Below are 25,555 nucleotides of genomic sequence, written 5' to 3'. Positions count from 1 at the left end.
GTTACCTTACGCCCGCGCGGGGAGTGGTCAGCCTGATGCGCATGGCCTCGTCGCGCTTGCGGGCGCGCTCCTGGGCCGCCAGGCGCTTGGTGTCCATCGAGCCGGTGCCTTCCAGCGTGTGGCCCTTGTCCATCAGCCAGATCACCGCCATCAGCATCACCCCGTTCACCGCCGTCAGCACCAGGCCGCCCCACAGGGTGAAGTAGCCGCGGGCGCCGTTGGCCGCCACCTCGACGAAGGGCGCGCCCATGCTGTCCAGCGCCAGCACCGTGGCCGCGGTCACCACCACCACCGCCAGCGCCACCGGCAGCATGATCTTCCATCCCAGGTCCATCACCTGGTCGTAGCGGAACCGCGGAACGGTCCAGCGCACCAGCATGAAGACCATGATGAAGAAGAAGGTCTTGGCCAGGAACGCGCCCAGCGTCAGCAGCGTGATCCACCACGCCGGCTGCGTGCCCACCCACTGGCCGTTCACGAAGCCCAGCATGTCGTCGCGGCCCAGGCCGGGAATGTCCCACCCGCCCAGGAACAGCGTGGCCAGCAGCATGCTCTGCGTAAGCACGTGCGCGTACTCGGCGATGAAGAACATGCTGAACTTCATCGCGCTGTACTCGGTGTGGTACCCGGTCACCAGCTCGCTCTCCGCCTCGGGCAGGTCGAACGGCAGGCGGTTGGTCTCGGCGAACGCGCTGATCCAGAAGAAGAAGAACGAGGCCGACAGCGGCAGCGCGAACCACAGGTTCATGCGCTGCTGCGTGTACACCACCTCGTCCAGCCCCACGTTGCCCACCAGGAAGAAGACGGACATCAGCGACAGGCCCAGCGAGATCTCGTAGCTGATCATCTGCGCGCCCGCCCGCAGCCCGCCCAGCAGCGCGTACTTGTTGCTGCTGGCCCACCCCGCCATCACGATGCCGTACACGCCCAGCGAGCTGAACGCCATCAGGAACAGGATCCCCACCGGCAGGTCGGCGATCATCATGGGCATCACCCCCCACGGCGTGGGAAGCGGCGCCGCCAGCGGGATCACCGCGAAGGTCACCATCGCCGGGATGATGGACAGCATGGGCGCCAGGGTAAAGAACACGCCGTGCGCCTCGCCCGGGTTGCTTTCTTCCTTGAGGATGTTCTTGAGCCCGTCGGCCGCCGGCTGCAGCAGACCGCCGGGGCCCACGCGGTTGGGGCCGATGCGGTCCTGCATCCACGCGCTGATCTTGCGCTCCAGCAGCGTGAGCATGGCCACGATCACCAGCACCGCCACGAAGACGATCAGCAGCTTTATGACGGAGGTCACCAGGTAGGCGTCCGCCGAAAGCTCCTTCAGGTTTCCTACCGCATCTCCTGCTTGCATCTCGCGCCTGGTCCGTTTGGCCCGCGTGGATGGAAAGCGCGGCTCACGCCCCGCCCGTAGTTCCGTCTATCCGTCCGCGAAAAGCGCCGCCGTGCCGTTACTTTCGCACTCCCGCACGTTCGCACTCTCGCACTTCCCTTCTTCAGTCCCCCGCCTGCCCCACCGCTTCGGGGAGCGCCACGCCCTGCGCGCCCAGGTCGCCCCAGGCAAGCATTCCGAACTCCGGCCGCACCGCGGCAAGGCCCGCGAACGCGTCCGCCGCCGTGCCCGGCGCGCCCGCGTCGCCGATGCCGGCCAGCAGCACGCCCAGGATCTGCCACGCGGGGCGCGACATCCCCGGCGCGCGCAGCGCCGGCCAGAAGCGCTGCACCCGGCGCTGCACGTTGGTAAAGGTGCCCTCCATCTCGGCGAACGTCGTCGACGGGAGCACGAAGTGGGCGTTGCGCGCCGCGGGGCTCAGGTGCTGCCCCACGTAGACGAACAGCGACGCGTTCGCGCCGAAGCCCGCCGGCGCGTCCGCCAGCTCGTCGCCCAGCACAAACAGCACGCCCGTGTGCGCCGCGGCCGCCTCGAGCCCGCCCTTGCCGTCCGCCCCGCCCGTGCGGCCAAAGCCGAACAGCTCGGCGCCCGCCACGTTGGCCGCGCGGTCCGTGCGCAGCGCCAGCGTGGGATGGCCGGGCAGGGTCACTTCCTCGCCCTGCTCGCAGCGGAACACGCCGCCGCCGCCGCCCACCGCCTCCATCACCCGCCGCAGCGCGCCGATGTCCTCGTTGGCCGCGAAGGGGCTGACCACCGCCGCCGCGCCGCCCGCGTGCCCCTTGAGCGCGTCGGCCAGGCGCAGCAGCGCGTCGGACCACGACATGGGGACGTGCCGGCCGCCGTCGCGCACCAGCGGCGCCTCCACACGGTCGGTGCGGTTGATCCAGTTGTAGTTCAGCCGCCCGAAGTCGCACATCCAGTGCGCGTTCACCTCGGGGTTGGGGCGCGGCTTGATGCGCATCACCTGGTTGTCGCGCGTCTCCAGCCGCACGTTGCACCCCTGGGTGCAGTTGGGGCAGATGGAGGGGGTGCGGTCCAGGTCCCAGGCGCGCGCCTTGTGCAGGAAGTCCTTGCTGACCAGCGCGCCCACCGGGCAGATGTCGACGATGTTGTCGGCCCACAGGTTCCCCGTGAGCCCCTCGTCGAAAAAGGTGTCGATCACCGCGCGGTGGCCGCGCTGGACGACGGTCAGACGCTCGTCCTGCGCCACCTCGCGCATGAAGCGCACGCACCGGGTGCACATCACGCAGCGGTCCGCGTAGAACAGCACGTCGCCGCCAAAGTCGTCGCGGCCCAGGACGCGCTTGGGCTCCTTGGTGCGGCCCATGGCCGGCCCCTCGGCGGCCACGTAGTCCTGCAGCTTGCACTCGCCGCTCTGGTCGCAGACCGGGCAGTCGAGCGGGTGGTTCACCAGGTAGAACTCCAGCACGCCTTCGCGGGCCTTGAGCGCGGCCTCGCTCTCGGTGTGCACCACCATGTCCTTGGCCACCGTGCCCACGCAGGCCGGCACCAGCTTGGGGCTCTTCTCCACCTCGACCAGGCACATGCGGCACTGGGCGGGGGCCGAAAGCCCGGGATGGTAGCAGTAGTGCGGAATGTCCACGCCGGCCTGCGCGCAGGCGTCCAGCAGGCGCGTTCCGGCGGGCACGCTCAGCGTCATCCCGTCGATGGTGACGGTGACGTTCTCTACCGCGGTCGTTTGGTCGGCCATGGCCGTCTTTCTGGGATGCGTTCCGGTGCGCGGCTCAGCGCGCGCCGGCCAGGGCAAAGTCCCCGGCCTCCATGAGCGCCAGGTAGTCGCCGCGGAATTTCTGGATGCTGCTGACGATGGGCGCCGCCGCCGCGTCGCTCAGCACGCAGATGGTCTTGCCCGTCATCTTGTCGCTGATGTCCAGCAGCGTGTCCAGGTCGTCCGGCGTGCCGCGGCCCAGCTCGATGCGCCGGAGGATCTTGCTGCTCCACGCCGTCCCTTCGCGGCAGGGCGTGCACTGCCCGCAGCTCTCGTGGGCGTAGAAGTCCACCATCCGCCGCACCTGCTTGACGACGTTGGTCCCCTCGTCCATCACGATCACGCTGCCACAGCCCAGCATGGTCCCCGCCGCCGCCATCGATTCGTAGTCCATCCCGATGTCCAGCTCGTCCGCCGTCAAAATGGGCACCGACGAGCCGCCGGGGATCACCGCCTTGATGGCCTTCCCCGACGGGGTTCCTCCACAGACGTCGTAGATGAACTCCTTGAAGTTGAAGCCCAGCGGCACCTCGTAGTTGCCGGGGCGCTTCACGTGGCCGCTGACGCAGAACAGCTTGGTGCCCACGGACTTTTCCGTGCCCCACTGCTTGTACCAGTCGGCCCCGTTCTGCACCACCTGCGCGGCGGCGATCAGCGACTCCACGTTGTTCACCGCCGTGGGGTAGCGGAACGCGCCCGCGATGGCCGGATACGGCGGCTTTACCCGCGGCTCGCCCCGGCGCCCCTCCAGCGAGTTCAGCAGCCCCGTCTCTTCGCCGCAGATGTACGCGCCCGCGCCGATGTGCAGCGTGATGTCGAGGTCGATGCCGCTGCCGAAGATGTTCCTGCCGATGTAGCCGGCCGCGTACGCCTCTTCGATCGCCCGCGCCATGATCTGCGCCGCCTCGAAGAACTCGCCGCGGATGTAGATGTAGGCGTGCTCGGCGTTGATGGCGTACGCGCCGATCAGGCACCCTTCGATGAGCGCGTGCGGCGTCCACCGCATGAGCTCGCGGTCCTTGAAGGTCCCCGGCTCGCTCTCGTCGGCGTTGCAGACCAGGAAGTGCGGCTTGCCCGGCTCCTTCTTGGGCATGAAGCTCCACTTCATCCCCGTGGGGAACCCCGCGCCGCCGCGGCCGCGCAGCCCGGAGGCCTTTACGACGTTGACGACCTCCGCGCGGTCCATCCCCAGCGCCTTCTTGAGCGCCTGGTAGCCGCCCAGCTGCAGCCAGCCCTCCAGCGTCCGCGCGCGCGGGTTGCCGAAGTGCTCGGAAAGCAGGCGGACTTCGCTGTCGTGACGATACGGATAAGCCATGGAAGTACCTAGTACCTAGTACCTAGTGCCGAGTACCCGTTCCCCGCGCCGTTACTGGGCACTAGGTACTTGGCACTAGGCACTGTCGCTCCGAAGCCGGCCCTCACGTAAGCCTCTCCAGAATCGCCGGCACGTCGTCGGGCCGCACGTTCTCGTAGTAGCGCTCGTTGATCTGGACCGCCGTGGGAAAGCCGCACGCGCCCAGGCACTCCACCTCCATCACCGTCCACAGGCCGTTGGCGCTCATCTCGCCCGGCTCCGTGCCCGTGTGCTTGAGGAACGACTCCAGCACCGCGTCGCCCCCGCACAGGTTGCACGAGATGTTGGTGCACACCTGGATCAGGTACTTCCCCACCGGGGCCAGGTTGTACATGGTGTAGAAGCTGGCCACGCCGCGCACGTAGGCGGGCGGCAGCTGCAGCTTCTCCGCGACCTCGTCCATGGTCTGCGGGCTGAGGTATCCGCGCAGCTCGTGGGCAAGGTGCAGCGCGGGAAGGAGCGCCGCCTGCCGGTCGGGGTAGCGGCTCAGCACCTTCTCCAGCCGCTCCTCGTACGGCCCCACGAAGAGCGGGGCTTCCGGGTTGCTGGTCGACACCTGGTACGGCAGGGTGCCGGCTACGGAGGCGTGGCCGCCGTCGGCCGGGCGCTGGCCCACGTAGCTCAGGCCGCGCACCTCGTCGTCCGTCAGCTGCGGAAACTCGCCCGTGTCGCCGGCAAAGCCGGGGTTCTTCTGCGCCGCCGGCCACGACGACGGGTCGTACTCGCTGCCCGCGCGAATGGGGGTGGCGCTCATCGGTCGATCTCTCCCAGCACGATGTCGAGCGACGCGTTCACCGCGATCACGTCGGAAAGCAGCGCCCCCTCGATCATGTGCGGCAGCGCGGCGATGTTGATGAAGCTGGGCCCGCGCACCCGCCAGCGCACCGGCTTGGATCCGCCGTCGCTGACGACGTACATCCCCAGCTCGCCCTTGGACGATTCGACGCTGAACCAGCTTTCGCCCACCGGCGCGCGCACGCCCTCCATCACCAGCTTGAAGTGGTGGATCATCGACTCCATGTCGTTCATCGCGGCCGTCTTGGGCGGCAGGATGACGCGCGGGTCGTCGACGTTGATGGGCCCGCCGGGAAGCCGGTCGATGGCCTGGCGAAGAATGCGCACGCTCTGGCGCATCTCCTCCATGCGGCACAGGTAGCGGTCGTAGATGTCGCCGTGCTGGCCCACCGGCACGTCGAAGTCGTACGTCTCGTAGTCGTAGTACGGACGGTCCTTGCGGATGTCGTACGGTACGCCCGAGGCGCGCAGGTTGGGGCCGCTGAGCCCCCAGTTGATGGCGTCGGCCCCGCTGATGCCGCCCACGTCCTGCGTGCGCCCGATCCAGATGGCGTTGTTGGTGAGCAGCGTGTCGACCTCGTCCAGCACGGGGATGAAGCCGTCCAGGAACTGGCTCAGGTCCTCGACCCACCCCGCCGGCAGGTCCGCCATCATCCCCCCGATCCGCGTGGACGAGGTGGTGATGCGGGCGCCGGTGAGCTTCTCGTGCAGGTCGTAGATCTTTTCGCGCTGCTGGAACGTGTACAGGAAAACCGTGAACGCGCCCAGGTCGATGCCCGTGGTGCCCAGCCACAGCAGGTGGCTGAAGATGCGGTCCAGCTCCATGCACATCACCCGCACCACCTTGCACCGCTCCGTCACCTCGATGCCCATCATCTTTTCGACGGCCATCGCGTAGGCGCAGTTGTAGATGAGCGGCGCCAGGTAGTCCATGCGGTCGGTGAGCGGGACGATCTGGTTCCAGTCCCGGTACTCGCCCAGCTTTTCGAAGCTCGAATGCAGGTAGCCGATGTGCGGGATGCAGCGGACGACGGTCTCGCCGTCCAGCTCCAGCACCAGGCGCAGCACCCCGTGCGTGGCCGGGTGCTGCGGGCCGATGTTGATGAGCATGTGCTCGCCCGCGATGTCCTCGTGCACCTCGCGGGCTTCGCCCTGCACGGGGATGATGGGCGCGTGCACCAGGGCACCCCCGGAGCTGAGCTCGGGGTTGCGGGTGACGTTGTAGACGACGGTGCGCAGTGCCATCAGCCCCCTCCTCCCATGCCGCCGAACTGCCCGCCCTGCTCCACCGCCTCGGCCTGGTTGAACGGGTCGGGGATGGACTGGCCCAGCGCGTGGGCCATCTCCAGCTCCTGCGGCGAGTAGTGGTCCTCGGTCTTCATGCTCAGCGCGCGGCGCGTCTGCTCGGCGCGGCTGAAGCGGCCGCGGAGCGGAAAGTCCTTCCGCAGCGGGTGCCCTTCGGCGTAGTTGTACGGCATCAGAATGCGGCGCAGGTCCGGGTGACCCCGGAAGACCACGCCGAACATGTCGTAGACCTCGCGCTCCAGCCAGTCGGCGGCGCGCCAGAGAAAGAAGACGGTGTCGATCTCCAGCGCGTCCAGCGCGAGCTCGCACTTCACCCGCAGGTTCAGCTTGCGCTCGATGGACCACAGCTGGTAGACCACCTGCAGCATCCGCCCGCCGCCGTAGTCGACCGCGGTGAGGTCCTGGAGGAAGTCGTACCCCTGCTGGTCGCGCAGCCACCCCAGGATCTCGGCGTTGCGCTCGGGCGGGATGTAGACGATGTGCTCGTCGCCCGCCACCAGCTCGTGCCGAAGCACGCCCACGCCGAACTCCGCCCGCAGCGCGTCCACGCTGGGGTGCGGCGGCAGGTCGCCCGCCTGCGGCGGCGCGCCCGTGTCAGGCGCGTCGCTGGGCGCGGGGCCCTGATCGAGGGAGTCGAGTCCCTTCTTGAAACCGTCGTTGCTCATGTCGGGTGCACAGAAGTGCCGAGTTCCAAGTGCCCAGTTCCGAGTGCCAGAGGATTCCGGCACTTGGCACTAGGCACTCGGTACTTCTTCTTCACGGACTGCGGTCCGAGACCCGGACCACCGCCCCCGTGCTCACCAGCCCGCTCGCGCGGTTCTGGTTGGTGCTGTTGCCGAACGGCAGGGTGATGCGGTCCACCACCTCGCGCGGCAGGTAGCTTCCCGTCTCGGGAAGCTGGTCCACCGAGTTCCACTCGTCCTCGCTGGTGGCGGCGGACCCGCGGATCTTTTCCTGGATCATCAGGATGCCGTACATCAGCCCCTCGGGGCGCGGCGGACAGCCGGGCACGTACACGTCGACGGGGATGATGGTGTCGATGCCCTGCACCATGCTGTACACGTCGAACACGCCGCCGCTGCTGGCGCACGCCCCCATGCTGATGCACCACTTGGGGCTGGGCATCTGCTCCCAGATCTTCTTGAGCACGGGCGCCATCTTGTAGCTCACCCGCCCCGCGCAGATCAGCAGGTCGGCCTGCCGCGGGCTGAAGCTCATGCGCTCCATGCCGAAGCGCGCCAGGTCGTACCGCGTGGCCGCCGTGGCCATCATCTCGATGGCGCAGCACGCCGTGCCGAACGGCATGGGCCACAGCGAGTTGGTGCGCGCCCAGTTCACGACGGCGTCCAGCTTCGTCGTAAGGAAGCCGGGCTGGCCGTCGAAGATGTTGCCCTGCTGCAGGGTCGCCGGCTGCGGCGTCCCCGGCAGCCCCTGGTGAACGGCGAGGCCCTCCGCGTTGCGCGGCTGGCCCTCGGTCATGTCGTTGCTCGAAGGGCGGTCGTTCAGTCCCATTCGAGGGCTCCTTTCTTCCACTCGTAGATCAGGCCCACGGTGAGGATGAACACGAAGATCCCCACCACGGCGAACCCGCCCCACCCCAGCGCCCGCGCCTGCACGGCCCACGGCAGCAGGAACACCGTCTCGACGTCGAAGACGATGAACAGGATGGCCACCACGTAGAACTTGACGGAAAAACGCTCGCGGGTGTTCCCCAGCGGCGTCATTCCCGACTCGTACGGGCTGCTCTTGCTCTTGGTGGCGCGTCCGGGGCTGAGCACCTGGCTGAGCACCACCATGCCGATGGCCTGGGCCACCGACAGCACCAGGAGGATCAGTACCGGGATGTAAGGGCGGAGCATGCGCGTCCTGGGCCTGGCCTGAACGATGAGTTTGTGAAAACGTTCACTTGCTCGGAGCCGGGCCAAGATACTGCCCCGGCAAACCCCGGTCAAGCAGACGCGGGGCCGCGTTCGCGGCCCCTTGCCGCCCCCCGCGCGCGGGGGTAGCTTGGCGCTCCTGTCCAGGCGGTCGGCACGGCCCTGTACACCCGTTTACCGGGTGCGTTCAGGGCCGCGCGCGCCAGGCCCTCCGCGCCCCTTCAAGCTCCGTTCCGCCGCCATGAGCATACGCTCCGACCGCTGGATTCGCCGCATGGCCCGCGAGCACGGCATGATCGAGCCGTTCGAGGACGCGCAGGTGCGCGCGGGCACCATCAGCTACGGCGTGAGCAGCTACGGCTACGACATGCGCGTGGCCAACGAGTTCAAGATCTTCACCAACGTCAACAACGCCATCGTCGACCCCAAGGCGTTCAGCGACAAGAGCTTCGTCCCCTTCGAGGGCGACGTCTGCATCGTCCCGCCCAACAGCTTTGCCCTGGCGCGCTCGGTGGAGTACTTCCGCATCCCGCGCAACGTGATCACGCTGTGCGTGGGCAAGAGCACCTACGCGCGCTGCGGCATCATCACCAACGTCACCCCCTTCGAGCCCGAGTGGGAGGGCTTCGTGACGCTGGAGATCAGCAACACCACGCCCCTCCCGGCAAAGATCTACGCCAACGAGGGGATCGCGCAGGTGCTGTTCTTCGAGGGCGACCCCGAGGGCCCCGAGGTGAGCTACGCCGACCGCAAGGGCAAGTACCAGGGCCAGACCGGGGTCACGACGCCCCGGTTGTAGCCTGCTGGTACGAAAAGAAGTGCGGGAGTGCGGGAGTGGGGTTGACCGGCTGAGGTCGGCGCGAAGGGCGGGCGCCCCCTCCGGGCGCGCACCACGCGCCCACCTCCCCCGAAACTGCCGGGGGAGGTTGATGATATCGGAAGGCTCGCGGCGCGGCCGATGCGGACGCGCAGGTGCACGAGACGCCGAGTCCGCGCAGGCGGACTTTGTGCAGTCGTAGCGGCGAATTCATTCGCTCACGCGGCGGACGCGACGCAGACCGTCCGCCGCGGCTTCGAACTCGCGTGAGGGATGCGCGCCCGCAGGGCCGAGAACCCGGCGCGCATGCACGAGCGCAGAGGGAACGCGTCGAGGCCGGTGAGCGCCGGGGGCTCGGCGCACTTGGGCACAGTTGTATCGTGCCCTAGTGCGCCGAGCCCGGCCCGGAGCGCAGCGGAGGGACACGCCCAACCCATGCAGTTCAGTCCCTTGCGTTTCCAGAGCCGGACGCAGACACAGACGAAGCAGAGACGCAGCCGAGGCTGCCCGAGACATACGCAGAGCCATGACGCAGAGCCCCGTCACCCCCGAGCAGATGGACGCCATCCGCGAGGTGGTGAACATCGGCGCCGGCCACGCGGCGACCAACCTGTCGGCCCTCACGGGGCTCACGGTGATGATCTCCGTGCCGCGCATTCAGTGGGCGGACCCGGCGAACCCGGCGCTCCCCGGCACGGGCGACGTGGTGCTGATCAGCGTGCCCATCACCGGCGTCAGCGAGGAGGGGGGCGAGCGCGCGTCGCTGGTCCTGGCCACCGAGACGGCGCTGCGGATGGTGGCGCTGATGCTGCGCCGCGACCCGTCGCAGCACCAGGAGGTGGGCGCGTTCGAGCGCTCGGCGCTGATGGAGATGGGCAACATCGTCTGCGCGGCGTACGTGGGCGTGCTGGGCACCTTTCTGAGCAAGGGGGTGATGATCGGCACGCCGGAGATGTTCGTGGGCAACCGCGACGAGATCGAGGACCCCACGGCGCACGGGCTGGTGATCGAGACGGACTTCACCTTCCTGGCCACCACCTTCGAGGGCGTCTTCGTCCTGAGCCACAGCGACGTGTCGTTCGCGTCGCTGCTCACCGCCCTGGGCTTTCGCGACGTGGCGCGCCCGGGCGGCGCGGCCGTCTGACGCGGCCGCCCGCCCCGCCCATGGCCGACGACCTCGCTCCGTTCAGCGCCGCGACCCGCCACGCGCACCTGCGCGCGCTGGGCGGCGAAACGTGGGACCTGCTGGTGATCGGCGGGGGGATCACGGGCGCGGCGGCGGCGCGCGACGCGGCGGGGCGCGGGCTGCGGGTGGCGCTGGTGGACGCGGGCGACCTGGCGCGCGGCACCAGCAGCCGCTCGTCGCGCCTGATCCACGGCGGGCTGCGCTACCTGGAGACGGGAAACCTGAAGCTGGTCTTCGAGGCCAGCGCCGAGCGGCGGAGGCTGCTGGCGCTGGCCTCGCACCTGGTCCATCCCCTTCCCTTCCTGTTCCCCGTCTTTCGCAAGGGCCCGGTGGGCTTTCGCAAGCTGCAGGCGGGGATGTGGCTGTACGACGGCCTTTCGCTGTTCCGCAACATCTCGCGGCACCGCATGCTGGCCCGCGACGCGGCGCGTACGGAGGAGCCGCGGCTGCGCACGGAGGGGCTGGTGGGCGCGGCGGTGTACTACGACGCCTCGGTGGACGACGCGCGCCTGACGCTGGCCAACGCCCGCGGCGCGCACGAGGCGGGCGCGGCGGTGGTGCCGCACGCGGAGGTGGTCGGCTTTCTGAGGGACGGCAAGGGGCTCGCGGGCGCGCGGGTGCGGGACTGCCTGGTCGAAGGCGCGGAGACGGTGGACGTGCGGGCGCGGGTGGTGCTGAACGCCACCGGCCCGTGGAGCGACGCGGTGCGCAAGCTGGCCAATCCACGGGTGAAGGCCCGCCTGCGGCCCACCAAGGGCGTGCACATCCTGGTGCGCCGCGACCGCTTGGGGAACCGCAACGCCATCACCTTCCAGTCGCCGGTGGACGGGCGGGTGATGTTCGTGCTGCCCTGGGGCGACTTCTCCTACGTGGGGACCACGGACACGGACTACTCCGGCTCGCCCGCGGAGGTGCGCGCGGACGCGGAGGACGTGCGCTACCTGCTGGAGTCGGCCAACTCCATCTTTCCCGACGCGCGGCTGACGGCGGATGACGTGGTCAGCACCTGGGCGGGGATCCGGCCGCTGCTGTCGCCGCGCGGGCCCGAGGGCGGGCTGGCGGCCAGCGCCACCTCGCGCGAGCACGAGATCTGGCGCGACGACGGCGGGCTGCTGAACATCGCCGGCGGCAAGCTGACCACGTACCGGGTGATGGCCGAGCAGGTGGTGGACGTGGCCGCCCGCGCGCTCAAGGACGCGCACCGCGTGGAGAGCGGCATCTCGCCCACCGCCGACCTGCCGCTCCCCGGTGACCCGCACGAGCCGTGGGAGCCGTTCCGCGACCGCATCGTCTCCGACGCCGTGGCCGCCGGCTTGGGCGCCGACACCGGCGAGCACCTGGCGCGCGCCTACGGCGAGGACGCGGCGTCGGTGCTGGCCGCCGCCCGCGCCGACGCCGCGCTGGCGGGGCGGATGATGGAGGGGCACCCGTACGTCTGGGCCGAGGTGGCGCACGCCGTCCGCGCCGAGATGGCGATGACGCTGGAAGACGTGATGATCCGCCGCCTGCACCTGTTCTACGAGGCGGCCGACGGCGGGCTGGCCGTGGCGGACGAGGCCGCGCGCCGCATGGCCGCCCAGCCCGGCATCGGCTGGAGCGAGGCGGAGGCGGCCGCGCAGGTGGAAGCCTACCGCGCGGCCGTCGCCGAGAACCGCGGCTTCGGCGCGTAGCGCGCCTCTTCGACGGGAGCTTCGCCGTGGACTTTGCGACCGCGTACCTGCAGGACATGCGCGCCGCCGCCGCGACCTACAAGAAGCTGGCGGACGAGGCGATGGCGCAGGTGGACGACGGCCAGTTCTTCGCGCCGCTGGGCGACGGGGAGAACGGCATCGCGCTGATCGCGAAGCACATGGCGGGGAACCTGCGCTCGCGCTGGACGGACTTCCTGACCACCGACGGCGAGAAGCCGGACCGCGACCGCGACGCGGAGTTCGAGGTGCACGGCGACACCCGCGCGGCGCTGCTGGAGGCGTGGGAGCGCGGCTGGGCGATCTTCCTGGGCGCGCTGGACTCGCTGACGGCGGACGACCTGGGCCGCACGGTCCACATCCGCGGCGAGCCGCAGACGGTGATCCGCGCGGTGGACCGCGGCGTGGCGCACGCCTGCTACCACGTGGGGCAGATCGTGCTGCTGGCCAGGCACTTCGCCGGTGCGGAGTGGCGCACGCTCAGCATTCCGCGCGGCCGTTCGCGGCAGTTCAACGCGAAAATGGCCGGCGAACAGGGGCGGTGAACGAAGCGAACAGGTGGCCCTTGCGATTCGGGGTTTGTGCGGTTATACTGGTGGGCAGCAGGAAAAGCATAAAGGTACCTCCCCGGTGACAAGAGCCCATGGGGCTCTCCCTTCTAACCAAAGGGTAGCTGGGGAGGTCGCTTTTTTTATGTACGTTGCTTGAACGCCTCCCACTCGGCCCGGATCCAGGGCCGGATCAGCTCGTAGGGCCTGCTGTCTCCCTTCAGCTTTCGCTGCACCGCCCAGGTGCAGTAGTCCACCGCCTGCAGTCCCGCGTGCGCCGCCGACGTGTGGTGCAGGATGGTGAACGTTCGCCCGCGCAGCGACTCGCGAATCGCCGTCCGGAACGCCTTTGCCAGCGCCTTGCGGTCGCGCTGCAGCGGCAGGCTGTCGGTGATGATGACGACAGGCTCCGCGTCTTCGCGAAAGCGGGTCAGGACGCTGTCGACCAGGATGTAGCCCAGGTGGGCGTAGAACTCGAACGGGTCGCGCAGCTCGTCGGGGGTGAGGCGCTTGTCGACCACCAGCACGTCGAAGTCGAACCCTCCCACCGCCCGCAGGGCCTCGAACACTCCATCCCGCACCGACTGCCGGTCTTCGGCGGCATGGAAGCAGTGCAGCTCCAGCCCCTGCTCCAGGAAGCGGTAGCGCAGGCGCGTAAGGGCCGCGGTCAGCGGCCCCGGATCGCGCAGCGTCAGCGCCCCGAAGCAGAAGTGCCGGGAGCCGTTCTCGGAAAAGTCCAGGTTGCCCGATTCATCGAAGAAGAGATAGACCGCCACCCCCGCCTCCTCATCCCCACGGACGCCGCACTCGAAGTCACCTCCGGATCTGACAAATAGATAATCACTCCGTTCACTTTCAGCAAGGCGAGCATCGGGCCGCGTTCGTCAGGGAGCGGTCATCCCCCCTCCTCCGTCTCCGCGATGACGGGCGCGGCGGCGGGGGTGTAGCCGATGCACTGGTACACCGGGGTGCGCGGGTACTTCGGAAAACGGGGATCGACTTCGGAGCGCTGGCAAAGGAAGAAGCGCGAGCCGCGGCGCGTGTCCACGATGCGGACGCTGGCGCACGACTCGCACAGGCCGGCGGGCGGGGCGTACGGCTGCTTCACGCGTCGCGCCCCGCGGGGCGGGGCTCCGGCTCGGCCGCGGCGCGCGGCTTCCACGCGCCGGAAAGCGAGTAGCTGAAGTACAGGAACACGGCGCCGAACCCCAGGAACAGCAGCACGCGAAAGAGCGGGTCCAGGCGCTCCAGGTCCACCAGGAACAGCTTGGCCACCGTCGCCAGCAGGGTCCAGATGGCGACGCGCTCCGCCGTGGGCCACGCCTGGCGCATGGCCAGCAGCAGCAGCCCCAGCGCGTACGCGCCCCACACCATGGTCGCGTAGCCCTGGCCGCCCTCCACCTGCGCCAGCTGGCGCCACACCCACCCCAGCACCGCCACGTGCGCCCAGACGCGGTAGCCCAGCACCCCGCCGCGGCTGCGCACCAGGTACGAGGCCGCGAACCCGGCCGCGATGGCCGCAAGGTCCGCGGCGACGCGCGCCGGGCCCACGTCCCCGTTCTGCACCAGGCGGTACAGCACCCAGGCGCCCACGGCCATGAACCCCCGGTGCGCCAGCCAGCGGATGGCCGGGCCCGCGCCGCCGGCGGCCAGCCCGTGCAGCGCCAGCGCCTGCGCCGCCAGCGCCACCAGCAGCGCCTCGCGCTTCAGCGCGCCCAAGCACCCCACCGGCAGCAGCACCGCGGCGGCGAAGAGCAGCACCCGCGCCAGCCGCGCATCCGCGCGCCGGAGCGCCCACGCGGCGAGCACGTACACGCCCGCCGCGCACGCAGCCAGCACGCCCCACTCCGCCGCGCCCATCCGCCACACCAGCGCCGTGGTCGCCACCAGCATGGCGGGGGGGACGATGGAGACGCCGTACCAGTGCAGCGAGTCGCCGTCGCGCCAGCGCCGCTCATGAGGTTTGGCATCCGCGGAACTGCGGCGGGCGGCATCGATCGCGGCCACGCGGCGCGCCAGCGGCAGCACCCCCAGCACGATCCACGCGAACACCGCCGCGCCCTGCATCCACCCCCGCGCCGCGCCGGAGCCCGCCAGCGCGGCGGAAAACGCGTTGGCGTACGAGGCCAGCAGCACCCATCCCAACGCCATCGACGTCCACAGCACCGAGCGCCAGCCGCGGCGCAGGTAGGGGACCACGGTCCACGCCAGCACCGCGGCTGTGTACAGCGCCAGCCCGCGCGGCGACGCGTACGAGATCCCCAGGATCAGCGGCGTCCCCAGTCCGCCAAAGGCGCCCACGATGGCCAGCGCCGGCTGGCTGCGCCACAGCGCCAGGCCGAAGGCGGCCGCCGTGATGGCCACCATCCCCGCGAACGCGGCCGCGTAGCCGATGAGCCCGTACAGGTTGAACGCCGCCCAGCCGGTGATGTAGAAGGTGGCGATGCCGCCGCCCAGCAGCACCGAGCCAAAGCGCCGGCGCTCGTCCATCCGCAGCCCCAGCGCGGTGAGCACGGCCCCCACCGCCGCGCCAAAGCCCACGCGCACCTGCGGCGTGAGCCAGCCCATGTCGATGGTGTAGCGAAAGAGCAGCGCCACCCCCAGCAGCAGCAGGACGATCCCCAGCCGGTTGAGCCACGTCTGCCCGTCCCACGAGAGCGGGCTCGCGCCTTCATCCGGCATCCACTCCCGCGCACGGTCGTAGAACGAGTCGCGCGCACGCCTGCGCGCCGGCACCCGGGAGACCGCGGCGGACGCGGCGGCAGGCTTCGACGCAACCGGCGCATCCGCGGCGGGAAGGGGCGGAACGCGGCGGCCCAGCTCCTCGACCAGGCGCTCCAGGCGTTCCAGCCGGGCCTCCAGCGCGTCGTCATCCAATCGGTTCATACGTCCTGTTCGGTGCGTTGGACCGGATCGCCTCCTCCGCCTCCACCCACATGCGCACGCCGTCCGGCATGGGCGGCGAAACCAGCGGCCACGGCGACGCGTCCACCAGCTGCTGTGGCAGCACGCGCCCCTGGGGGCCGATGAACGCCGCCTTTACGACCGCCCGCGCCACCTCGTCGCCGCCGCGCACGAAGCGCTGCTCCATGTAGAAGCAGCGGTCGTCCCAGCACACCAGCCGCGTGTGGATGCTGAACCGCTGCCACAGCCCCAGCGAGCGCCGGAACCGCACCGTCAGCGACGCGATCACCGGGTTCCACCGGCGCCGCCGCAGCTCGCCCGCCACGCCCATCCGGAGCATCAGGTCCACCCGCCCCAGGTCCATCAGGGTCAGGGCGCGGCCGTTGTTCAGGTGAAGGTTCAGGTCCAGGTCCGTGGGAAGCACGCGCGCGTGGATCACGGACTCGTCCAGCGGCCCCAGCCGCGGCCCGCGCCGCGCGCCCAGCAGAACGAGGATCAGCCGGAAGATCAGGCTCATGCGATGGCGCGGTGGACGGGGGGCGGTGGTCCGGAATATAGCCCCGGATGCGCGGATGGGGCAGTTGGGACAACATGAAATCTGGAACACCTGGCGCCAAAACCGGGGCGTTCCGCTCGCGGAAATGCTATCTTTGCCTGCGGATCGCCGCGAAAGCGGTCTACCTGGATCCGTTCGAGAACAGCAAAACGATACCTCCCATGCACCACCTTCTCCGCCGTCTGCCGCTGATCCTGGCGTTCCTCGCCGCCTTCGTGCCCGCCGCCCTGCGCGCGCAGGCAGATGTCCAGCCGGGAACGCGCGTCCGCATCTTGCCCACCGTTGGCGACACGCTCATCCGGGGCACGGTGGTCACGCTGGATTCCGCCTCGCCGCTGATCGCGCCCAAGCCCGCGGCCGAGTTCGTGCGCATCCCCTTCGCCACCATGGAGCGCCTGGAGGTGAGCCGGGGCGGCAGGGCGTCCACGACGGCCGGCGGCGTGATCGGAGCCGTGGTGGGCGCGGGAGCCGGACTGGGCGCCGCGCTGCTCTGGACCCGAGACTGCGAGTACGTCTGCGGCGCGGCGCAGGTGGGCAGCGCCGTCATCGGCGGCGCGGTGGGGCTGGTGGTGGGCGTGCTGCTGGGCTCGTCCTCGCCGCACGGGCAGTAAGCGCTGGCAGACGGTGCCGGTGCCCCCCATCCCCACCGCGCCCTGAATCAACGGTCGCGTCCGTTCACGTCCGCACGTCACCCTTCCCCCGAGAGCGCCATGCCTGCGATTCGCCTTTGCCGTCTCGCCGCCGCCGGCCTTGCGTGCGCCGCGCTCCTCCTCGCCGTACCGTGCCTGAACGGGCAGACGACGGTGCAGCCCGGTGTGCGCGTGCGCATCCTGGCTCCCGCCACGGCGGACACCCTGCTCACCGGCACGGTGGTGGCGTTCGACTCTGCCGCGCTGCTGCTGGCGCCCGAGTCCGGCCGGGCCGGGGTGCACGTACCGCTGGCTACCATCCGGCGGCTGGAGGTGGCGCAGCAACGCAGCCACGAGGCGGGCCTGTGGGGCCTGGTCCTGGGCGGGGCGGCCGGATACGCCCTCATGTCAACCGAATGTTCCGGCGTCGGGGGATGCAACCACGTTCGCACGCTGGGCCTCGTGGGCGGCGCCGCAGTGGGAATGCTGCTGGGCAATCTGTTCGGCGGCGGGGGCGGCGACCGGTGGCGTACGGTCCCGGTGTTCAGCCCGGGCCCGCCGTAGCCGGCGCGATCAGCGCCCCCGCGCCGCCACGTCCCACACCTGCGCCACCTCATCCCCGCGGACGCCGTACAGCCGCTCGTGCAGGTTGACGGATACGCAGACGTGGTTGGGGACGATGCGCACGCGCTCGCCCACGCGCGGGCGCCAGTCGGTGCCGGACAGGTCCAGCAGGCCGTGCTCCTCGGAGACGGACTTCACCACCACCTCCGGCCGGTCCAGCAGCGCACCGTAGCCCACCGTGTCGGCGCGGATCTCCTCCTTGGCGAGCGCCTTGGAGCCCGCGTCCACCACCGCCTGCCCCGGCACCGACACGGAGACCACGGTCGCCAGCACGGAGTACGCGTTCTCGTCCCACCCGCAGGCGCCGATCTCGGCGGTGGTGCGGTCGTTGAAAATGTTGGTGCCCGGCCGCACCTCGGTGATCCCCGCGATCTCGTGCGAGCGCCAGAAGGTGGGCGTGGATCCGCCGCTCACCACCCCCGCCGGCACCCCCGCCTCGTCCAGCGCCCGCAGCACCCCGCCTATCCGCGCCGACACCGTGCGGATCCCGTCGTCCTGCCGGTCCACGTTGTCGCGGACGTGGCCGGGATAGAACATCACGCCGCGGTACTCGATCCCCTCCGCGTCCGCGGCCGCGCGCGCCAGCGCCACCGCGTCCGCGGCGGACTGCACGCCCACGCGCCCCATCCCCGCGTCCACCTCCACCAGCACGCCCACGCGCCGCCCCGCCGCGCGCGCCGCCTCCGCCAGCCCCCGCAGCGCCTCCGCCGAGTCCATCGCCACCGTCAGGCGCACGTGCGGTGGCAGCGCCATCAGCCGGTCCAGCTTCGCGCGCCCGAAGGGCGGATAGGCCAGCAGCAGGTCGTCGACCACCTGCGCCATCACCTCCGCCTCGCGCACCGTCGCCACCGTCACGCCCACGGCGCCGGCGCGCACCTGCTCGGCGGCCAGCGCGGGGCTCTTGTGCGTCTTGGCGTGCGGGCGCCACGCCAGCCCGTGCGCGCGGCAGTACTCGGCCGCGCGGCGCAGGTTGTCGTGCATGCGGTCCACGTCCACCAGCGGGACGGGCGTGTCGAGGTCGTCGAGGGTGCGGGGCGTTTGCGGCATCTTGCTTCGGATTCCGGAGGGGCGGTGTGTTCCGGAAGGTACGGTGGGACGGCGGATTGCGCGACGGGCGGCGGTGAACGGGTGAACGGGTGAACGGGTGAACGGGTGAACGGGTGAACGGGTGAACGGGTGAACGGGTGAAACGTGGTTGATGCTGAGGGATTGCGCGAGTCCGCGCCGGGAGCGAATGAGTTCGCCGCGGGAAAGGCGCAAAATCCGCCTGCGCGGATTGTAGCCGCGGGTGTGGGGCGCTGCGACGGGCGCGGAAGGGCCCGACAGTAGATTCCTCAGTCGCGCGCCAGGATCACGGTTGCGGAAGGCGACGCGCGGCGCTCCTTCGGAATGACAAATTGGGGTGTCGTGGCGCGTCTGGCTGCGGACGCGCAGGTGCGTGGGACGCCGCACACGGCCGGGCCGCCGAGTCCGCGCAGGCGGACTTTGCGTTTTCCCAGCGGCGAATTCATTCGCTCCTGGGGCTGAGGGCGGACTCTCGCGACGTCCTTCAACCGACCGGGAGGATTTCGGCCTGAGCGCCCCTGCAGTTTGCGTGAGGGATGCGCGCCCGCAGGGCCGAGAACCCGGCGCGCATGCACGAGCGCGTCGGAAACGCATCGGAGACCAGTGAGCGCCGGGGGCTCGGCGCCGTTGGCAACAGTTGTATCGTTGCCTACGGCGCGCGCAGCCCGGCCCGGAGCGCAGCGGAGGGACACGCCCACCCCGCGCCCTTCATCCGTAAAGCCCGGCCGCTACACCAGAATCAGCGGCGCTCGCGGAGGATGGGGTCGTTGGGGTCCAGGATGCCGTGGCGCATCTTGAGGTGCTTGTTCTCGCGCTTGAAGGCCAGCTGGTCCTTCATCCGCTCCAGGATGTCCAGGTCGAAGTCGTCGTCGCTGGGCGCGTCCTGCTTGATCTCGCGGAACTGGCGCTCCATGGGGCGCGCCAGGATGCGGTCCATGTTCTCGGCGAAGAACGCCGTGGCGCCCGTCCAGTCGTGGTGCTCGGTGTCGTGGCGGATGGACTCCACGTCACCGGCCAGGTCCTCCGGAAACTCCAGCAGCCACCGCCCCTCGGGGTCGCGCCGCCCCTCCGTCTCGATGAGCACGCGAAAGAGCCGGCGGTAGTCCGGGTCCTGGAAGTCGTCCGGGCCCACGAACTTGGCGCACTCCTCCACCCAGCGCTCCGCGTTGAACATCATCATCAGCAGGTTGCGCTCGGCGCCCATCCGCACGCGCATGGCCGGCCTGGGACGCGGCTCGTAGCGCTGACCGAGGTCCGCCTGGTAGCGCGGGCGGTCACGCTCACGCTCGCGGTCCTCGCGCCGCCGCTGCTGGTGCACCTCGTTGAAGGTGCGCGGCTGCTCGGTGACCGACGCCGCCTCGGCCGTCAGCGACTCCACCGGCACGCCGGTGCGGTCGCTCATCCGCTTCAGGTACAGCCCGCGCACCACCTCGTTGCGCGCCGCGCGCACCGTGGGCAGCAGCACGTCGATGGCGCGCCGCGTTCCCTTGATGCTGGTGAACGCGCCCCTGCGGTCCAGCAGCTGGAGCTTGCGCTCCATCACGTCCAGCGCGTCGTCCAGGTAGCGGCGCAGCGCGTCGGCGCCCTGGGCGCGCACCAGCGAGTCGGGGTCCTCGCCCTCGGGAAGCGTGGCGACCAGCACCTCGACCCCCGCGCGCAGCAGCTGGTCGCCGTTGCGGAAGGTGGCCTTGAGCCCCGCCTTGTCGCTGTCGTACAGCAGGATGGCGCGCGAGGTGTAGTTGGCGATGAGCGACGCCTGCTCGTCCGTCATCGCCGTGCCCAGCGGCGCCACCGCGTGGGTGATGCCGTGCGCCGCCAGCGACACGTAGTCCATGTACCCTTCGACGACCAGCGCCACTTCTTCCTTGCGGATGGAGCCGCGGCTCCACCCCAGCCCGTACAGCGTGCGCCCCTTGGTGTAGACGGGCGACTCGGGCGAGTTCAGGTACTTGGGAACGTGCTCCTCGACCTGCTCCAGCACCCGTCCGCCAAAGGCCAGCACCCGCCCGCCCAGGTCCTCGATGGGAAAGATCACGCGCCCGCGAAAGGCGTCGTACGGCTCGCGCCCCGTCTTCTTGGCCTCCTTCACCAGCCCCAGCGCCAGCAGGTCGGCCGTGTGGAAGCCCGCCTTGCGCGCGGCCGTTCCCAGCGCGTCCCACTCCTCCGGCGCCCACCCCAGCCCAAAGCGCTCGATGCTCTCGGGCGTAATGCCGCGTTTGGTGAGGTAGTCGCGGGCACGCTGCCCGCCGGGCGCCGCCAGCTGCTCGCGGAACCACTTGGCCGCAAAGCCGTTGACCTCGTACAGCACGCGGTTGGGGTCTTCTTCGCGGTCGCGCTGCTGGTCGCGCTCGTCGGGCACCTCCACGCCCACGCGCGCCGCCGTCCAGCGCACCGCCTCGGGAAAGGTCATCCCGAGGTGCTTCATCATGAAGTTGTAGACCGTGCCCGCCTCGCCGCAGACGAAGCACTTGTAGAAGCCCTTGGCCGGGTCCACCGAGAAGTTGGGCCCCTCGCCCCCGTGCAGCGGACACGGGCCTCGCCAGGTCTTCCCGGTGCGCTTGAGGCGCGTGTGCTCCGAGAGGATCTCCACGAGGTCGGCGCGCTGCCGGATCTCTTCGACGAGGTGGTCCGGGATGGGCAAAGGGAAGTGCGTTAGTGCGTTAAGTGCGTGAGTGCGGGAGTGGAAAGGACACGAGTGAACAGACTTCCGCACTCACGCACTGACGCACTCACGCACTTCTTCATGCGAACTCCACCACCGTCACCCCCGTGCCCCCCTCGAACAGCTCGCCGGGGCGCTGCACCGAGACGCGGCGGTCGTTTTCCAGCAGCTTGCGCACGTGCGCCCGCAGCGCGCCCGTCCCCTTGCCGTGGATGATGCGGAACGACGGGAGCCCCGCCATGATGGCGCTGTCCAGCGCCCGCCCCAGGAACACGTCCACCTCGTCGGGGCGCATTCCCCGCAGGTCCACCTCCGGCCGCGCGTCCGACCCCGCGTTCACGTACCCCGCGCTGGGGCGCGGCCGCGGGTCCGACTGCTGGTCACCGGGGGAAAGCGGCGTAAGGTCCTCGCGCGGCAGCAGCAGGCGCATGGCGCCGGCCTCCACCATCGCCTTGCCGTCGCGCACGTCCACGACCGTCCCCGTGCGCCCCAGCGACTCGATGCGCACCCGCAGCCCCGGCTCCAGCTCCAGCCGCGCGCCCCCCCTGCCCTTCGCCGGGCGGCCGGTGCGCTCCGCGGGCTGCTTTTCGCGCTGGCGGGTGGCGGCTTCCTCCACCCGGCGGCGGGCGGCGCGGGCGGCCTCTTCCAGCTTGTCGGCGTCCGCCGCGCCGCGCACGTCGCGGATGGCGGCCTCCACCTCGGCGCGGGACTGCAGCAGCAGGTCGCGCGCCTGCTGCCGCGCCCGCCGCTCCGCGTCCTTTTCGCGCTCCTTCAGCTCGCGCTCGCGCCGCTCCAGCGTTTCGCGCAGCGCCTGCGTCTTCGCCAGCTGCCGGGCCAGCTCGTCCGTCTGGTCGGCGAAGCGCTGCTCCTTGGCCTCCAGCTCCAGAAGCAGCTTGGCGATGTCGCGCTCGCCGGCGGGAAGGGTGGCCTCGGCCTCCTCCAGCAGCCGCGGCTCCAGCCCCAAGCGCCGCGCGATGGCCAGGCCGTACGAGCGGCCCGGAATCCCCTTCAGCAGCCGGTACGTGGGCTGCAGCCGCTCGGCGTCGAACTGCAGCGACGCGTTGATGATCCCCCGCTCTTCCGTCGCCAGCAGCTTCAGCTGGCCCAGGTGCGTGGTCGCCACGGTAAAGCACGAGCGGCGCGTCAGCTCCACCAGCACCGCCCGGGCAAGCGCGGCCCCCTCCTGCGGGTCGGTGCCGCTGCCGATCTCGTCCGTCAGCACCAGCGCCTGCCAGTCGGCCCCGTCCAGCACCTCGCGCAGGTTCTTGAGGTGGGCCGAGAAGGTGGAGAGCGACGCCTCGATGCTCTGCTCGTCGCCCACGTCCGCATACACGTCGCGGAAGACGGGGAGCCGGGTCCCCGGGCCCACCGGCGGCACGATGCCGCTCTGCGCCAGCAGCGAGATCAGGCCGATGGCCTTGAGCAGCACTGTCTTGCCGCCCGTGTTGGGGCCGGAGATCAACAGCGTGCGCTCTCCCCGGTCCATCGCCAGGTCGAACGGCACCACCTCCTGCGACCGGGCCTGCAGGATGGGGTGGTAGCCGCGGGTTACCACGTACTCCTCCGTCCCGGCCTCGAGCATGGCCGGCGCGCGGCCGTCGGTGCGCAGGGCGTAGCGGGCGCGCGCAAAGAGCGAGTCCAGCGCCACCAGCGCGTCCAGCGACGCCAGCAGCTCCGGCTGCAGCGGGCGAAGGCGGGCGGTGAGCTCGCGCAGGATGCGGGTGACCTCGCGCGCCTCCTCGGCCTCCAGCGTGCGCAGGCGGTTCATCATCTCTACCGCGGCCGGCGGCTCCACGAACAGCGTGGCGCCCGTCGCCGACTCGTCGTGCACGATGCCGCCCACCTCGCCGCGCCCCTCGCGGCGCACGGGGATCACGTAGCGCCCCTCGCGCACCGTCACCGACGCGTCGGGCACCTGGTGGTGCGACGGCAGCGAGGCCATGAACGAGGCCAGCCGCTCCACCAGCCGGTTGCGGGCGCCCTTGATCTCGCGCCGCAGCCGGTACAGCGCGGGCGAGGCCTCGTCGCGCACCAGCCCCGCGTCGTCCACCGTGCGGACGATCTCGGCCTCGTCCTTTTCGCGCTCCACCAGCCCGCCGGCGATCAGCGACAGGTACGGCAGGGTCCCCGCGCTCTGCATGACCGCCCGGCGCGTGGTGCGCGACGAGGCCAGCAGCACGCCCACGTCGCGCAGCTGCGGCCCGTCCACCACCGAGCCCTCCACCCGCAGCTTGCGCAGCCCCTCGCGCACGTCGGGGATGGCGGGGACGGACCAGCCGCTGTCGCCGCGCAGAAAGGCGCGCATCTCGTCCACGCGCGCCAGCTCGGGGTGAATGAACCCCAGGTCGGCGCTGGGCGAAAGCGCGCGCACCGCGTCGGCGCCCAGCCCCGACGAGGCAAAGCGCGCCACGAGGTCCAGCGCCTCGCGGTACTCCAGGACGTTCAGGGCGTGCGGGTTCATCCGATGGACCAGGGGTGCTGCACGGTGTCTTGTGCGGAACCGGGAAAGATAACCTCCCGCCGCCGCGCTCCCTACCCCTGCCCCCCGGATCCGGTTCGGCGCGCGCGGTCTTCGTCCCGTGCGCAACGGACGACGCGGTGCACATCGCCCGCCCTACGCCGCACGCCTCACCGAAGAATAGCCGAAGAAAAGAAAGATGGGAAGGCGGGGGGCTGGGCCGCCGGCGGCACCCCGGTGGGAAGGAAGAGGCGAAAGGTGCTTCCCTCGCCGGGGGGCGAGCGGACGTCCAGGGTGCCGCCCTGCAGTTCCGCCAGCCGCCGCGCGATGGGAAGGCCCAGGCCGGTTCCCACCCCCGGCTCGCCCAGCTGGACGAACTCTTCGAAGATGCGGTCCAGGTCGTCGGGGGGGATGCCGGGGCCGTGGTCGGTCACCTCGAGCACCACGCCGTCGGGCACGGGGCCCAGCCGCACCTCGACCGGCCGCCCCGCGCCGAACTTGACGGCGTTGGAGAGCAGGTTCAGCAGGATCTGCCGCACCCGCCGCGCGTCGCCGGCCACGGTCAGCGGGCGCTGGGCCACCCGCACGTTGAGTGAGCACCCGTGCTCCAGCGCCAGCGGCGACAGGCCGTCCACCACGCTCTCCACCAGCTCCGCCGTCTCCACGTCCTCCACCCGCGTCTCCAGCCGGCCGGCCTCCAGCCGCGACAGGTCCAGCAGGTCGTTGATCAGGTCCAGCAGGTGGCGCGCGGACTTCTGCGAGCGGTCCACCGCCTCGCGCTGCTGCTCGGTAAGCGGATCGTAGACGCCGGACAGGAGGAGGTCGTTGTACAGCATCACGGCGCTCACCGGGGTGCGCAGCTCGTGGCTCATCATGGCGTAGAAGCGGTCGCGGGCCAGGATGGCCTGCTCGCGCTCGCGCTCCGCCCGGATGCGCTCGGTCACGTCGATCCCCACGCCGATCACGGCGGGGCGCCCGTCCAGGACGGTGCGGCTTCCGTGCACCTCCAGGTGAAGGACCTCTCCGTCCGACCGCTGGCCGCGCAGGCAGTACTGCACCGTCTCGACCTCGCCCGCGATGCGGCGGCGCACGTTCTCGCTCACCGTTTCGCGGTCTTCGGGGACCACCACCTCGAGGATGCCGTGCGGCTGGTCCAGCCACCCCGCGGGAAGCCCGAAGATCTGCAGGAAGCGTGGATTCACGTAGCGGAACAGGCCGTCCTGGATGACGTAGATCCCCACCAGCGACTGCTCCACCAGGGCGCGGAACCATTGCTCGGTGGTCCGTACGGCCGCGGCGGCGCGGTCGCGCTCTCCCTGCGCGCGGCGCCACTCGATCTCGGTGACCGCCAGCGCGGCCAGGTCGTCCAGCGCGGCCAGCGCCTGGGGGGTCCACGCGCGCGGCTGCGTGTCGGCCACGCACAGCACGCCCAGCGCGTGGCCCTGGGCGGTCACCAGCGGCACGCCGGCGTACGCGCGCACGCCCCACGCGCGCATGGCCGCGTCGGCGCCCACCGGCGGGCCGGCGTCGCGGTCGGGCACCACCAGCGGCTGGCCGGACGCGATGACCTGCCCGCAGATGGAGCCGTCCAGGGGAATGCTGCGCGGCGCGGCGCCGGGCGGAAGGCCGGCGGCGCTCTTGATCCACTGCCGCTCGCCGTCGATGAGCGACAACAGCGAGATGGGCGCCCCTCCCACCTGCACCGCCAGCCGGGTGAGGCGGTCGAAGGCTTCTTCGGGCGGGGTGCCGGCGAGCGAGGTGGCGCCGAGCGCCGCCAGGCGCGCGGGGTTGCGAAGGAGGTCTGCGGGATCGCTGGACATGTCGGCCGGACCGGCATGGGTGCGGGCGAACGGCACCGGGGGTGGTGAGGCAAGTTGGATGCGGCGGTGTGCGGTGCGCAAGGGAAATGGCGGGGTGGTACGGCGGGGGGACAGGGGACAGGGGTGAAGGGGTGAAGGGGTGAAG

At 70.8% G+C, this 25,555-nt stretch carries 22 protein-coding genes; 6 read left to right on the top strand and 16 right to left on the bottom strand.

From position 1 onward, the window contains the following. Position 1 precedes the first annotated feature (1 nt). The 8 genes from nuoH to VGC13_RS04075 form a co-directional block, all read right to left on the bottom strand. A complete protein-coding gene (nuoH, locus tag VGC13_RS04110; RefSeq protein ID WP_331123938.1) occupies positions 2-1,354 on the bottom strand; it encodes an NADH-quinone oxidoreductase subunit NuoH in 1,353 nt (450 codons plus the stop codon). 142 nt (positions 1,355-1,496) lie between these two features. Further along, positions 1,497-3,104: a molybdopterin-dependent oxidoreductase gene (locus VGC13_RS04105; protein ID WP_331123937.1), complete on the bottom strand. Its 1,608-nt coding sequence runs from the start codon at positions 3,102-3,104 to the stop codon at positions 1,497-1,499. A gap of 34 nt (positions 3,105-3,138) precedes the next feature. Further along, complete coding sequence (gene nuoF, locus VGC13_RS04100; protein WP_331123936.1) at positions 3,139-4,437, bottom strand: NADH-quinone oxidoreductase subunit NuoF; 1,299 nt, start codon at positions 4,435-4,437, stop codon at positions 3,139-3,141. Positions 4,438-4,540: 103 nt separating this feature from the next. After that, on the bottom strand, positions 4,541-5,230 hold the full coding sequence (locus tag VGC13_RS04095) for an NAD(P)H-dependent oxidoreductase subunit E (protein WP_331123935.1): 690 nt from the start codon (positions 5,228-5,230) through the stop codon (positions 4,541-4,543). Next, entirely contained in the window at positions 5,227-6,516 is a 1,290-nt protein-coding gene (gene nuoD, locus VGC13_RS04090) for an NADH dehydrogenase (quinone) subunit D (protein ID WP_331123934.1), read from the bottom strand. Before nuoD ends, VGC13_RS04095 begins: the two co-directional genes overlap by 4 nt. Continuing rightward, positions 6,516-7,241: an NADH-quinone oxidoreductase subunit C gene (locus VGC13_RS04085; RefSeq protein WP_331123933.1), complete on the bottom strand. Its 726-nt coding sequence runs from the start codon at positions 7,239-7,241 to the stop codon at positions 6,516-6,518. Before VGC13_RS04085 ends, nuoD begins: the two co-directional genes overlap by 1 nt. Before the next feature lie 91 nt (positions 7,242-7,332). Next, entirely contained in the window at positions 7,333-7,962 is a 630-nt protein-coding gene (locus tag VGC13_RS04080) for an NADH-quinone oxidoreductase subunit NuoB (protein ID WP_349264181.1), read from the bottom strand. A 116-nt stretch (positions 7,963-8,078) separates the two neighbouring features. Next, positions 8,079-8,435, bottom strand: coding sequence for an NADH-quinone oxidoreductase subunit A (locus tag VGC13_RS04075; RefSeq protein WP_331123931.1), 357 nt, complete (start codon positions 8,433-8,435; stop codon positions 8,079-8,081). 259 nt (positions 8,436-8,694) lie between these two features. Between VGC13_RS04075 and dcd the strand changes: the two genes are divergently transcribed. From dcd to VGC13_RS04055, 4 genes are all read left to right on the top strand, one after another. Beyond that, positions 8,695-9,252 carry a dCTP deaminase gene (gene dcd / locus VGC13_RS04070; RefSeq protein WP_331123930.1) on the top strand — a complete coding sequence of 186 codons (558 nt, stop codon included), beginning with the start codon at positions 8,695-8,697 and terminating at the stop codon, positions 9,250-9,252. 544 nt (positions 9,253-9,796) lie between these two features. Next, positions 9,797-10,414 (top strand): chemotaxis protein CheC, encoded by a 618-nt coding sequence (locus VGC13_RS04065; RefSeq protein WP_331123929.1) that lies wholly within the window; start codon positions 9,797-9,799, stop codon positions 10,412-10,414. Between the two features lie 20 nt (positions 10,415-10,434). Further along, positions 10,435-12,126, top strand: coding sequence for a glycerol-3-phosphate dehydrogenase/oxidase (locus tag VGC13_RS04060; RefSeq protein ID WP_331123928.1), 1,692 nt, complete (start codon positions 10,435-10,437; stop codon positions 12,124-12,126). Positions 12,127-12,152: 26 nt separating this feature from the next. Further along, on the top strand, positions 12,153-12,689 hold the full coding sequence (locus tag VGC13_RS04055; RefSeq protein WP_331123927.1) for a DUF1572 family protein: 537 nt from the start codon (positions 12,153-12,155) through the stop codon (positions 12,687-12,689). Positions 12,690-12,835: 146 nt separating this feature from the next. Here the strand turns inward: VGC13_RS04055 and VGC13_RS04050 are convergent, their stop codons facing one another. The 4 genes from VGC13_RS04050 to VGC13_RS04035 all read right to left on the bottom strand — a co-directional run bounded on the left by VGC13_RS04050 (position 12,836) and on the right by VGC13_RS04035 (position 16,113). Further along, positions 12,836-13,468, bottom strand: a complete 633-nt coding sequence (locus VGC13_RS04050; RefSeq protein ID WP_331123926.1) for a DUF3800 domain-containing protein — start codon at positions 13,466-13,468, stop codon at positions 12,836-12,838. Positions 13,469-13,587: 119 nt separating this feature from the next. Next, on the bottom strand, positions 13,588-13,800 hold the full coding sequence (locus tag VGC13_RS04045) for a hypothetical protein (RefSeq protein ID WP_331123925.1): 213 nt from the start codon (positions 13,798-13,800) through the stop codon (positions 13,588-13,590). Further along, complete coding sequence (locus tag VGC13_RS04040) at positions 13,797-15,578, bottom strand: DUF2339 domain-containing protein (protein ID WP_331123924.1); 1,782 nt, start codon at positions 15,576-15,578, stop codon at positions 13,797-13,799. Before VGC13_RS04040 ends, VGC13_RS04045 begins: the two co-directional genes overlap by 4 nt. Beyond that, the gene (locus tag VGC13_RS04035; RefSeq protein WP_331123923.1) at positions 15,562-16,113 is read right to left on the bottom strand and encodes a thioesterase family protein; all 552 of its coding nucleotides are present in this window, start codon (positions 16,111-16,113) and stop codon (positions 15,562-15,564) included. Before VGC13_RS04035 ends, VGC13_RS04040 begins: the two co-directional genes overlap by 17 nt. A 200-nt stretch (positions 16,114-16,313) precedes the next feature. Here VGC13_RS04035 and VGC13_RS04030 point away from each other — a divergent pair, with 200 nt between their 5' ends. Both VGC13_RS04030 and VGC13_RS04025 read left to right on the top strand, forming a co-directional pair. Next, a complete protein-coding gene (locus VGC13_RS04030; RefSeq protein WP_331123922.1) occupies positions 16,314-16,763 on the top strand; it encodes a hypothetical protein in 450 nt (149 codons plus the stop codon). A gap of 99 nt (positions 16,764-16,862) precedes the next feature. After that, positions 16,863-17,345: a hypothetical protein gene (locus VGC13_RS04025; RefSeq protein WP_331123921.1), complete on the top strand. Its 483-nt coding sequence runs from the start codon at positions 16,863-16,865 to the stop codon at positions 17,343-17,345. 9 nt (positions 17,346-17,354) lie between these two features. Here the strand turns inward: VGC13_RS04025 and VGC13_RS04020 are convergent, their stop codons facing one another. The 4 genes from VGC13_RS04020 to VGC13_RS04005 form a co-directional block, all read right to left on the bottom strand. Then, on the bottom strand, positions 17,355-18,452 hold the full coding sequence (locus tag VGC13_RS04020) for an alanine racemase (RefSeq protein ID WP_331123920.1): 1,098 nt from the start codon (positions 18,450-18,452) through the stop codon (positions 17,355-17,357). Positions 18,453-19,209: 757 nt separating this feature from the next. Beyond that, complete coding sequence (gene dnaG, locus VGC13_RS04015) at positions 19,210-21,111, bottom strand: DNA primase (protein ID WP_331123919.1); 1,902 nt, start codon at positions 21,109-21,111, stop codon at positions 19,210-19,212. A gap of 100 nt (positions 21,112-21,211) precedes the next feature. Next, positions 21,212-23,593 carry an endonuclease MutS2 gene (locus VGC13_RS04010; RefSeq protein ID WP_331123918.1) on the bottom strand — a complete coding sequence of 794 codons (2,382 nt, stop codon included), beginning with the start codon at positions 23,591-23,593 and terminating at the stop codon, positions 21,212-21,214. A gap of 167 nt (positions 23,594-23,760) precedes the next feature. Continuing rightward, positions 23,761-25,410, bottom strand: coding sequence for an ATP-binding protein (locus VGC13_RS04005; protein WP_331123917.1), 1,650 nt, complete (start codon positions 25,408-25,410; stop codon positions 23,761-23,763). Positions 25,411-25,555: the final 145 nt, after the last annotated feature.

The sequence above is a fragment of the Longimicrobium sp. genome, assembly GCF_036399255.1.
In the GTDB taxonomy this organism is placed as follows: Bacteria; Gemmatimonadota; Gemmatimonadetes; order Longimicrobiales; family Longimicrobiaceae; genus Longimicrobium.
The sequence above is the reverse complement of the archived record's forward strand: the minus strand, read 5'-3'. Positions and strand labels throughout refer to the sequence as shown.